At 39.1% G+C, this 11,221-nt stretch carries 10 protein-coding genes; 2 read left to right on the top strand and 8 right to left on the bottom strand.

Annotation, left to right across the window (positions count from 1 at the left end):
* Nucleotides 1–57: 57 nt before the first annotated feature.
* The 3 genes from lnt to rsmI all read right to left on the bottom strand — a co-directional run bounded on the left by lnt (nucleotide 58) and on the right by rsmI (nucleotide 3,349).
* Complete coding sequence (gene lnt / locus R2S10_RS24055) at nucleotides 58–1,728, bottom strand: apolipoprotein N-acyltransferase (RefSeq protein ID WP_316842944.1); 1,671 nt, start codon at nucleotides 1,726–1,728, stop codon at nucleotides 58–60.
* Nucleotides 1,729–1,800: 72 nt separating this feature from the next.
* Complete coding sequence (locus tag R2S10_RS24050) at nucleotides 1,801–2,466, bottom strand: PH domain-containing protein (protein ID WP_316842943.1); 666 nt, start codon at nucleotides 2,464–2,466, stop codon at nucleotides 1,801–1,803.
* A 166-nt stretch (nucleotides 2,467–2,632) separates the two neighbouring features.
* Nucleotides 2,633–3,349, bottom strand: a complete 717-nt coding sequence (gene rsmI / locus R2S10_RS24045; protein WP_316842942.1) for a 16S rRNA (cytidine(1402)-2'-O)-methyltransferase — start codon at nucleotides 3,347–3,349, stop codon at nucleotides 2,633–2,635.
* Between the two features lie 121 nt (nucleotides 3,350–3,470).
* Here rsmI and serS point away from each other — a divergent pair, with 121 nt between their 5' ends.
* Nucleotides 3,471–4,742 (top strand): serine--tRNA ligase, encoded by a 1,272-nt coding sequence (gene serS / locus R2S10_RS24040; RefSeq protein WP_316842941.1) that lies wholly within the window; start codon nucleotides 3,471–3,473, stop codon nucleotides 4,740–4,742.
* Nucleotides 4,743–4,882: 140 nt separating this feature from the next.
* Here serS and R2S10_RS24035 read toward each other — a convergent pair whose 3' ends face one another.
* From R2S10_RS24035 to ileS, 5 genes are all read right to left on the bottom strand, one after another.
* Nucleotides 4,883–5,197, bottom strand: a complete 315-nt coding sequence (locus R2S10_RS24035; protein WP_316842940.1) for a hypothetical protein — start codon at nucleotides 5,195–5,197, stop codon at nucleotides 4,883–4,885.
* 201 nt (nucleotides 5,198–5,398) lie between these two features.
* The gene (locus tag R2S10_RS24030; protein WP_316842939.1) at nucleotides 5,399–6,103 is read right to left on the bottom strand and encodes an SIMPL domain-containing protein; all 705 of its coding nucleotides are present in this window, start codon (nucleotides 6,101–6,103) and stop codon (nucleotides 5,399–5,401) included.
* A 207-nt stretch (nucleotides 6,104–6,310) separates the two neighbouring features.
* Entirely contained in the window at nucleotides 6,311–6,913 is a 603-nt protein-coding gene (locus tag R2S10_RS24025; RefSeq protein WP_316842938.1) for a lipoprotein signal peptidase, read from the bottom strand.
* The gene (locus R2S10_RS24020) at nucleotides 6,913–7,296 is read right to left on the bottom strand and encodes a TraR/DksA family transcriptional regulator (protein WP_062550535.1); all 384 of its coding nucleotides are present in this window, start codon (nucleotides 7,294–7,296) and stop codon (nucleotides 6,913–6,915) included. Before R2S10_RS24020 ends, R2S10_RS24025 begins: the two co-directional genes overlap by 1 nt.
* 4 nt (nucleotides 7,297–7,300) lie before the next feature.
* On the bottom strand, nucleotides 7,301–10,687 hold the full coding sequence (gene ileS, locus R2S10_RS24015) for an isoleucine--tRNA ligase (RefSeq protein WP_316842937.1): 3,387 nt from the start codon (nucleotides 10,685–10,687) through the stop codon (nucleotides 7,301–7,303).
* A 240-nt stretch (nucleotides 10,688–10,927) separates the two neighbouring features.
* Here ileS and R2S10_RS24010 point away from each other — a divergent pair, with 240 nt between their 5' ends.
* On the top strand, nucleotides 10,928–11,173 hold the full coding sequence (locus R2S10_RS24010) for an isoleucyl-tRNA synthetase (protein WP_316842936.1): 246 nt from the start codon (nucleotides 10,928–10,930) through the stop codon (nucleotides 11,171–11,173).
* Nucleotides 11,174–11,221 lie beyond the last annotated feature (48 nt).

Raw genomic sequence — 11,221 nt, 5'->3', positions numbered from 1 at the left:
ATCACAAAAATGATCAGGCGCTTTTCTATTTGCAATGTGCTGTCTCTGCAGTTTGTGTTAAATGGATTTTTTAATCCATTTCTTGTAAGGAATAATTAATGCCAGGATTACTGCAATAAATGAAAATAGCTTTGCGATCAGGTCACCACTTTCAACGTAAAAAGTTAAGTCGCTGTTTAGGTTGACATCTGCTTTTAATGCGGTACGCGTCCACCATTTACTTTGTTTTATAATGTTTCCTTTTTGATCAATAAAAGCGGATATTCCAGTGTTTGCAGAACGAACTACCCAACGTCTGGTTTCAATAGCTCTTAATTTCGCATATAAGAGATGTTGGTCTTTACCTGAGGTGTTGCCCCACCAACCGTCATTCGTGATGATAGCGATGAATTGAGCGCCCTCCTTAACAGATTTACCAACCCAGTCGCCCCATAAAGATTCATAACAAATGACTGGTGCAACGCCAACGCCGCTTTGGGCATAGAATACACCTGGATTATCTTGCCATCCCCAGCCACCAACCGTGCCACCCAATTCCGCAAAAATAGGGGTAAGGAAGGCAAGAGTTTTTGGGAAAGGCATTTTCTCTACGCCTGGCACCAGTTTCGATTTATGGTAAAACTGAACATTGGCAGAATTCTCTACCTGCATTGCAGCATTGAAATTATCGAAATAAAGACCGCTGTTTGGATCTAATTTTGAACTGATCGTTTGTTTATCATTATACACCTTGATACTTTCAATTCCGGTGATCAGTGTTCCATTTTTGTACTTTGAAATAAACTCCTGAAGCTGTATGTAATCCGGGTTACTTCTGATCCTTTCTTCATCACTATAATTGGGAATCGCTGTTTCCGGCCAGATGAAATATTCTGTATTGACCTGTCCTATAGAATCAGAAAGATGGGTAAGTACGCGCAATTGCTCTAGGGGAGATATTCCGCCTAGTTTTTCGTATGGATCGATGTTTGGCTGAACTGTCACTACATTTACCGGAACCGTTTTTTCTTTATAAGTCGTATATCTGATCAATGATGCGATTGCAGGAATTAAAATTACCGCTGTTAGCACCATTAGAGGTCTGAATTTATGATGGCCTTTTTGAGTTTTCCAGGCTTGATAAGCTTCAAAAGCAAGGATATTACTGAGCAAGATCCATAAAGAACCGCCATAAACTCCGGTGAATTCATACCATTGTACCAACTGGTGACTGGCAGCAAAACCATTTCCTAGAGTCATCCATGGAAAGGCAAGATCCCAGGTTTGGTGGAGGTATTCCATCGCAATCCAGAAACTGATCAATCCAGTATAAGCGAGCCATTTACTGGTATATCTGGTTAAGCGGTAATATAACCAGAAAGCAAAAGTCATCAGTAATGCGCCCAGACCAAAAGGAATCAATGAAATCAGGAAAGCTACAACTGGGCTGTTATATGCACTCACGGCATTGTAAACCCAGTAAATACAAGCGGTGTTCCAAACCAGAAAAGTAAGTCCTGCGGTTAAAAAAACTTGTTTTCCTTTTTTCTTTTTAAGGTTCCCTGTATGGGGACTGCTGTCGTTAAGCTCTTTATTAATAATACTGCCTTCACGGATTTGCGAAATGGCGATCAGTAAAGGCACAAAACCGACGAGTAATAGTGGGGTGGTAAATGGAATAGGTGGCCAGGCCAACCACATTAAAAAGGCGCTTAACAGTGCAAGGAGCGTCGTGTTTTTTGAATTCATTGGGATCTAATGGGGGATGGGTATGAAATCTGCCGGCCTTGGCCGGCAGCTTTTGTTTTTTAAGCGATGCGTTTAAAAACTGTCCAGGATGTCCGCTTTTTTCGCTTCATATTCTTCCAATGTAATCAATTGTTTATCATACAATGTTTTCAATTTCCTCAGCTTCAGCGTAGTTTCATCTTCAGCTTCTTCTATTGGAGCAGCAGGTGCTACATAGGGAGCTGCCACAGCAGTAGGGGGGATAAAAGCCATAGGCTCCTCCTCTACTACAGTTGTAGGAACTGTGTTCACGGTTACTGGAGAAGTCGTAGAGCGCCTTTCTTCCAGTTCTATTTGCCTTTGTTGTTCTTTGAATCCTTCTAATTGTTCATGAGCCGCCTGGTATAATTTACGGGCCTGAACTTTTGGAATATATTCTGTAATGATGTTTTCGCCGTAAGTAGGGACACAGATAAATTTAGATCCAAAGATTTCCTCTTTAAAAGATACTTCCTTAATGGTCTTCCATGAGATGTCTTTGAAATTCATGGTGATCCCAAAATTTCCGGGCTCGCAATAGAAAATACGTTTATTACTCACCACAATACAGGTAGGAAGTAGATTTACTGCAGGTCTTTTTTGTACTGCCATATAAATCAGCTCTTCATTTGCGCTGAGCATATCATTTAATTTTCCTAAAACCTTTTCAACAGCTTTAGGATCTTGTTCGTCACTTAAAAATCTATCAATTAATATCATATAAATGCTTTTTATATTACTATCAAAAATTGAACCTGAAATGTTCTTCTTTGCTCCTGAATATTTGTTATTTAACCTGGTATTGTCTTTCTATTTATCTTGAAATGTTCTACCCGTATTTGGAGTTTTTTCTCCGATAACGATTGGCTCGTTCAGATTGAATGAATTAATCTTCCGAATCGTTCTTCTCATATTTAGACTTTTTTACTTCAGTTTTTCCGGCAATACAGATTACAAATTCTCCTTTAAGAATGTTGTTCTCAAAATGTTCTTTGATTTCCAGCAGGGTACCTCTAACTGTTTCTTCGTACATTTTGGTCAGCTCTCTGCTCACGGAAGCCTGACGGTCTTCACCACAATATTCTGCGAATTCTTCCAGCGTTTTAAGTAATCTATGTGGACTTTCATATAAAATGATTGTACGGTCTTCTTCTGCTAGCTTTTTAAAGCGGGTTTGTCTGCCTTTTTTAACGGGTAAAAAGCCTTCAAAAATGAAGGTGTCGGAAGGAAGTCCGGAGTTTACCAATGCTGGTACAAAAGCCGTGGCCCCTGGTAAACATTCTACAGCCAGGTCATTTTTGATGGCCTCTCTAACCAGGAAAAATCCGGGGTCAGAAATCGCGGGAGTCCCTGCATCGGAGATCAGCGCTACATTTTTTCCTTCTTTTAGAAATTTGATGATTTCAGAAGTTGCCTGATGTTCATTGTGCTGGTGGTGCGAATACGCTTTTTTGTCGATCCCGAAATGTTTCAGCATCGGCGCACTTGTACGTGTATCTTCGGCAAGAATCACATCTGCCTCTTTTAATATCCTTATCGCCCTGAAGGTCATATCCTCAAGGTTGCCAATCGGCGTGGGAACAAGAAATAATTTGCCTTCCATAGTATTTTTTTCATCAGCTCAGCCAAAATAGAGACCCGGTTGAAGGATAATATCCCAATCAGATGTCTGTGGAGGTTCACAATGACGTTTAAGTTATTATCTTTGTTTAAAATATAAAATAATGCTGCAAGTTAACTATATCCGCGAAAATAGAGACAAAGTTTTAGAACGACTGAGTGTACGTAAATTCAAGCAACCAGAATTGGTTGATGAAATTATTAAAATTGATGAAGAGCGTAGACAAGCTCAAACCTCCTTAGATTCACTTTCTGCAATCGCTAACGCCAGTGCTAAACAAATTGGTGAGCTGATGCGTAATGGAAAAAAAGAGGAAGCGGAAGTATTAAAGTCGGAGACTACAGCAAATAAAGAGCAGATCAAAAACCTTTCAGAAGTATTGGTTGCTGCAGAAGAAAAGTTATTTCAATTGATCGTACAATTGCCTAACCTACCTCATGAATCTGTGGCTACAGGAAATACTGCGGAAGAAAATGAAGAAATATTGATTCATGGTGAGCCTGCAGTATTGGGCGAAAATGCAGTTCCTCATTGGGAGTTGACCACCAAATATGACATCATCGATTTTGAATTGGGAACAAAAATTACGGGTGCAGGATTTCCGGTATATAAAGGAAAAGGCGCACGTTTGCAAAGAGCTTTGATCAATTATTTCCTGGATAAGGCTGTAGATGCCGGATACAGAGAAATGCAAGTGCCTTTATTGGTAAATGAGGCTTCAGGTTTTGGAACCGGGCAATTGCCGGATAAAGAAGGGCAAATGTACCATTCAGGTGTGGATAACCTTTACCTTATTCCTACTGCAGAAGTACCGGTAACGAATTTATACCGTGATGTAATTTTGAAAGAAGAAGAGCTTCCAATTAAAAATACTGCATATACGCCATGTTTCCGTCGTGAGGCAGGATCTTATGGTGCGCATGTAAGAGGATTAAATCGCTTACACCAGTTTGATAAAGTGGAGTTGGTACAAGTAGTACATCCGGAAAACTCTTATGAAACATTAGAACATATGAGTGCATACGTACAGGACTTGTTAAAAGACCTGGGTTTACACTTCCGTGTATTGCGTTTATGTGGTGGTGATATGGGCTTTGCTGCGGCAATGACTTATGATATGGAAGTATGGAGTGCTGCACAACAACGTTGGTTAGAGGTTTCTTCAGTTTCTAACTTTGAGACTTACCAGAGTACGCGTTTAAAATTAAGGTTTAAAGGAGCTGCTGGTAAAACACAATTGGCACATACCTTAAATGGAAGTGCATTGGCATTGCCACGTATTGTAGCTTGTATCCTGGAGAACAACCAGACAGATAAAGGAGTGAAAATTCCTGAGGTTCTGGTAAAATATACGGGTTTCGAATATATTGACTAGTACTCATCAAGAGATTGATCTGTTGATCATCAATAGGGAGTACAATGACATCATTATCAGCTGTAGGTGGTATTCCTGAAAATAAAAAAAAACCTTCTCCATTATGGGGAAGGTTTTTTTATTCATCGGTAGATGATAAATTATAATATTAAGATTAATAACAGAATGATGATGATAATCGCTCCTACAGAAAGATAGACACCACCGCCTAAAGCTTTAGATTGTTTTTTTAATTCTTTAAGTTCTTTGCGCAGTTCTTTTTTCTCCGTTCTGGATAAATTAGATTTATCCATAGACTTGATCTCCTCTACACGTTCCGTAATTCTTCTCAATTGCGCCTGTTGTTCAACGGTCATTTCCGTTTTGTTTTTCTCAGACTTCTCTGCAGCAACAACAGTGTTTGCGCTAACGCCTAGCATAAAAATTAAGGCTAACGAATAAATGAATTTTTTCATGTGATTAAGGTTATGTGACTTACTATTACATGACAAACAAAAAACCTACCAAAAAATATTGGTAGGTTTTTTATCAAGGATTCTGAGCCTAAAAAAACGTTGTTTTTGGTATGCCTGAGCTATATAAGGTTTATTATTTAAATTTCTATAAAGCCTTTAACCCTATTAAACAAATACAAAGTGTGTGTTACTCTGGTCAGCTTACTTAATCTCAAACACCGTATTCATGGTGTAATTCAATTTGATCTTTTTGAAATCAATCTCTGGAGCAGCTGCGCCAGCCATGTCTGCACTTTCTGATGATTTCATCATCATCACATTGCGGTACATTGGTTGAGGGAAAGATTCGTTGTTCAATTCCTGAATGTCAATGATGTTTCCTAATTTATCTCCAATTGCTTCTACCAGATAAGTCGCTTTTGCTTTCGCTGCCTGAAGTGCTTTGATTTTCAGTTCTTTCTTTAAGGTTTCAATTTTCGAATAATCATAGCTGTCGATATTGGTGTAAGCAATACCTTTTGGATCGATATCTCCCATGATTTCATTAAATTTATTCAGGTCGCTTACTTTCAAACGGTATTGTTTGCTCACTAAGAAATCAGGGTTTTTCTTTTTCTGAGCAACGGTATAACCTGATAAATTATTGATCGTTAAATTCTCTTTTGAAATACCTGCAGTTTGAACCGCATTGTACAATTGATTTTCTAAAGTGGTGATCTCTACTTTTTTCTTGCTATTGTTATCTTTCAAATATTCTTTTAGGGAGATGCTGATGTAGATAATATCCGGAGTAACCTCTGCTTCTGCAGAACCGCTCACATTAATCTTTTTTCTCAGGTCTACTTGTTGCGCCATGGCACTTAAACTGAATAAGGCAACAAAGGCAAGGGCAAATAACTTTTTCATAATAGTTGTTTTTCTTTTGTGTATTTGATAAGAAGATGTAAATATCAGGCCAATTCCATACCGGCCGACCATACAATTTACAAATTATCGCTTAACTCGTTCATAATGAGTTGTATTTTCTCTTAAAATTCTTTTCTGAAACCAGGCTTGAAAACAAAAAAGCCCGTAAAACATTTGCTTTACGGGCTGATCAGATTTTATAATGATTTAATCTTCTGTAATTTCATTGTTAAGGCCAATTTCTTCATTTATCTCTTCTTTAAAATAAGTTTTCTGATAAATCAGGATCATGACTACCCCAATAGAAATCGCGGCATCTGCAAGGTTAAATACGGGTCTGAAGAAGATGAAATCTTCGCCACCCCAGATTGGCACCCATTTAGGAAACACGCCTTCTACCAATGGGAAGTAGAACATATCTACTACTCTTCCATGGAACCAACCTGCATATCCGTAGATCTTTCCATAAAACACGGAGTCAATGATATTACCCAATGCTCCTGTAAAGATCAGGGCTACATTCATAATTAGTCCTCTGTGGTATTTTTTCTGGATCAGGTAATGCAAACCATATCCAATTCCTGCAACCGCGGCAATTCTAAATAAAGAAAGCGATAGTTTTCCAAATTCCCCGCCAAATTCAAGACCAAAGGCCATTCCATTGTTTTCAGTGAAGTGGATAATACACCAGTCTCCGATAATCTTGAACTCCTGTCCAAGGTACATATTGGTTTTAACCCAGGTTTTGATCAGCTGATCAGCAATTAAGACTAAAATTATAATCAGTAAAGGTTTAGTATATCCCTTCATTAGCTCTGCTTCAATTTAGCTTCCATACTTAAAGTAGCATGAGGAACTGCGCGTAAACGCTCTTTCTGGATCAGTTTACCGGTTTCACGGCAAATACCATAAGTTTTGTTCTCAATACGTACCAATGCTGCTTCCAGATTTTCAATGAATTTCTTCTGACGCGCAGCCAGCTGGTTCAATTGTTCTTTCTCTAAAGTTGCAGAGCCATCTTCTAATGTTTTATAAGTTCCTGAAGTATCTTCAGTTCCGTTAGAGTTCGGGCTACTTAATGAGCTGGTCAGGGAAAGAAATTCTTCTCTCGCCATGCGTAGTTTTCCTTGAATAAGTTCTTTAAACTCTTGAAGTTCACTATCTGAATACCGTGTTTTTGTAGCTTTTTCCATAATATTATTGTTTTGCGATCGAAATATCTAGTTCAACATCATCAATGACGATTTTGTTTCCACCTTCTAAATTATCTATTAAATTAATTTTATCCGCTAAAATTTCAGAACAAATGTATGTTTTATTTTCAGCTACTGCATTGGCAATCAGATTATCGTTCTGTAAAGACACTGTAATGCGATCTGTAACCTCAAAGTTTAATTCTTTTCTTAAGTTCTGAATTCTATTAATTAGCTCACGCGATAAACCTTCTTGCTTCAACTCAGGGGTGATGGTAACATCCAATGCAACCGTAAGGTTGCCCAGATTCGTTACTTGCCATCCCGGAATATCTTCGGCAATGATCTCTACGTCAGAAAGTTGAACAATATAAGCTGTGTTGGGAATCTGGTACTCGCCAGTTGCTTCAAAACCAGCTAAATCTTCCTGACTCATGTTGCTGATCAAGTCTGCCACAAGCTTCATTTCCTTACCAACCTTAGGCCCTAAAGCTTTAAAGTTAGGCTTGATTTTTTTCTTAATGAAACCTGCTGCATCCGTAATGTATTCAATTGCTTTGATGTTCGTTTCCGATAAAATCAGTTCTTTCACCAATTCTACCTGTTCTGCAAATTTCTTGTCCAATACTGGTATTAAGATCTTTGCTAATGGCTGACGAACATTGATACTGCTCTTTTTACGAAGAGAAAGCACCATCGAAGAGATGTTTTGTGCCAGCTCCATACGCTCGTTTAGGGCGGTATCGATCAAAGAATGATCTGCTTCATTCCATATTGTTAAGTGTACAGATTCAGCAGCCGCATTTACAGCAAGGTTCTGGAACAACCAATCAGAGAAGAAAGGTGCTACCGGCGACATGATCTGTGCGATGCTCGTTAAGCAAGTATATAAAGTCTCGTAAGCTGCTTTTTTATCCGCAGTCATCTCACCTTTCCAGAAACGGCGACGAGATAAACGGATGTACCAGTTACTCAAATGCTCATCCACAAAAGTCTGGATGGCTCTTGAAGCCTTAGTTGGCTCATAAGCCTGGTAATTTTCATCTACTTCTGCAATCAGCGTTTGCAATAATGATAAGATCCAACGGTCTAATTCGCTACGTTCAGCAACAGGCGTTTGATTTTCTTCATCAATCACAAATTTATCAATGTTCGCATATAAAGCGAAGAAGGAATACGTATTGTAAAGGGTACCAAAAAACTTACGGCGAACCTCATCGATACCATCCGTGTTAAATTTAAGGTTGTCCCATGGTGAAGCATTGCTGATCATGTACCAACGTGTTGCATCAGCACTATAAGTATCAATTGTAGCAAAAGGATCTACGCCATTGCCTAATCGCTTAGACATTTTGTTGCCGTTTTTATCCAGTACCAAACCATTTGAAACCACGTTTTTAAACGCTACACCTGGATTGCCTACTTTTTCATTGATTGCTTTAATCTCCTCACTAGACTCACTCAACATCACCGCAATGGCATGTAAAGTAAAGAACCAGCCACGCGTCTGATCCACACCTTCTGCGATGAAATCAGCAGGATAAGCATTTGCAAATTCTTCTTTGTTCTCAAAAGGGAAATGCCATTGTGCATAAGGCATGGCCCCGCTGTCAAACCAAACGTCAATCAGGTCTAACTCACGAATCATTCTTTCGCCGTTATCAGCCGTCAGGATCACATCATCCACATATGGACGGTGCATATCTTTCAGCTCAAAGCCAGCTTCCATATAACCTGCAGCTACAGATTTCTGAATTTCTGCATTCAGTTCTTCGATAGAGCCGATACATTTTTCCTGCTTACCATCTTCTGTACGCCAGATGGGTAGGGGAGTACCCCAATAGCGGGAGCGTGAAAGATTCCAGTCTACCAGGTTTTCTAGCCAATTGCCAAAACGGCCTGTTCCTGTTGCTTCAGGTTTCCAGTTAATGGTTTTATTTAGCTCCACCATTTTCTCTTTTACAGAAGTAGTTCTAATGAACCAGCTGTCTAAAGGATAATAAAGGATTGGCTTATCAGTTCTCCAGCAATGTGGGTAACTGTGTTCATATTTCTTAACGTCGAATGCTTTGTTGTCTTCTTTTAACTTGATGGCGATTAGCACATCAGTAGGTTTAAAATCAGCAGCAGCACGTTCTTCGTCCGAATAGTATTCTTCTTTTACATAACGACCGGCGAAATCCGTTACCTCATTTACAAACTTACCTTGTTTGTCTACTAAAGGTGCATCATTACCATTTTCATCTTTGATCAAAACGGAGGGAACACCAGCCTCTTTGGCGATACGAAAATCGTCTGCACCGAAGATAGAAGCCGTGTGAACGATACCTGTACCGTCTTCTGTAGTCACAAAATCACCAGGAATTACACGGAAAGCATTTGCTTCCAGGTCTTCATTAGTCACATATGGCATCAATTGATGATAATGTAAGCCGATCAGGTCTTTACCAGTAAACTCTTTAGCAATCGTCCATGGAACCAGTTTATCACCGCCTTTATAATCTTCCAATGCAATTGCTGCGGCATCCGCTTTAAAGTGTTTTCCTACCAGATCTTTGGCAAGCACCACACTTACCGGAAGGAAAGTATAAGGATTAAAAGTTTTTACTTTCACATAGGTGATTTTTTCACCAACTGCCAATGCACAGTTAGAAGGCAGAGTCCATGGAGTAGTTGTCCAGGCAATAATTGCCGTTTCTTCTGCTTCATTTTCAAAAAGCTCAGCCATCAATGGATGGTTCTGGTCTTTTTTAAGGAAAAACTGAGCCGTAATTGAAGTGTCTTTCAACATTTTGTACGTACCCGGTTGGTTCAGCTCATGAGAGCTCAATCCAGTTCCTGCAGCAGGAGAGTAAGGTTGTACTGTATATCCTTTGTATAAAAGGCCCTTGTCGTAGAACGATTTTAAGATCGACCATAAGGACTCAATATATTCGCTTTCGTAGGTTACATACGGGTTTTCAAGATCTACCCAGTAGCCCATTTTTTCCGTCAGGTCATTCCATACATCAGTGTATTTCATCACCTCCTCTTTACAGGCGGTATTGTATTCTTCCACGGAAATCTTCTTTCCGATATCTTCTTTAGTAATGCCTAATTTCTTTTCTACAGCAAGCTCAATTGGCAATCCATGGGTATCCCATCCGCCTTTACGCTTTACCTGAAAGCCTTTTAATGTTTTATAACGGCAAAAAATATCTTTAATCGCACGTGCCATTACGTGGTGGATCCCAGGCATTCCATTTGCTGAAGGCGGACCTTCATAAAATGTGAATGGATTCGCTTTTGAACGCGTAGAAATACTCTTCTCAAAGATGTTTTCCGCTTTCCAAAATTCAAGTATTTCTTTTCCTATTTTCGCTAGTTCCAGCTGTTTAAATTCCCTATACATCAATCAAGTATCTCCAAAAAATTAAGGTTGCAAAGTTACATTTTTAGAATTAAAAAAATGTAGTCTTATCCACAGCATTACACTGAGAACCCCTCGCAAACTAAAGGTTATTATTATTAAGCTCGTAAATTAGGAAAAAAAATAGATTTATCTTCTCCTTGCGGGAATCCAGCGGGATTTCTTTTTAAACATTGGTTTGGTTTTTGTTAACATTAAACGACAAACTAATGACCTCATATTATGATCAAAGTAATGAAACTTCAGAAAGCGGTGATAGCAATTATCCTGGGGATAATCGCATTGGTCGTGTATATCATCATGGCAACAAATGAGCAGGGCTCTGGTATCTATGCGCTCGAAGTGGCTGGTGTGTTTTTTATGGCTGCGGCGATTCTTTTCTTATACCCCTTATGGACGGCTAAGGAAGACGAGCGTGGGAATGTAGAACTCGACCCTGAGAAACAGGAAGAGCAGGAATTGAAGTAAAATTTCAATCAATAATAGCAAAAAAGCCCCCAAGAGCTTAAAACGACC

Source organism: Pedobacter gandavensis (assembly GCF_032678745.1).
In the GTDB taxonomy this organism is placed as follows: domain Bacteria; phylum Bacteroidota; class Bacteroidia; order Sphingobacteriales; family Sphingobacteriaceae; genus Pedobacter; species Pedobacter gandavensis_C.
Note: the sequence above shows the minus strand (reverse complement) of the source record. Positions and strands in the feature narration are given on the sequence as shown.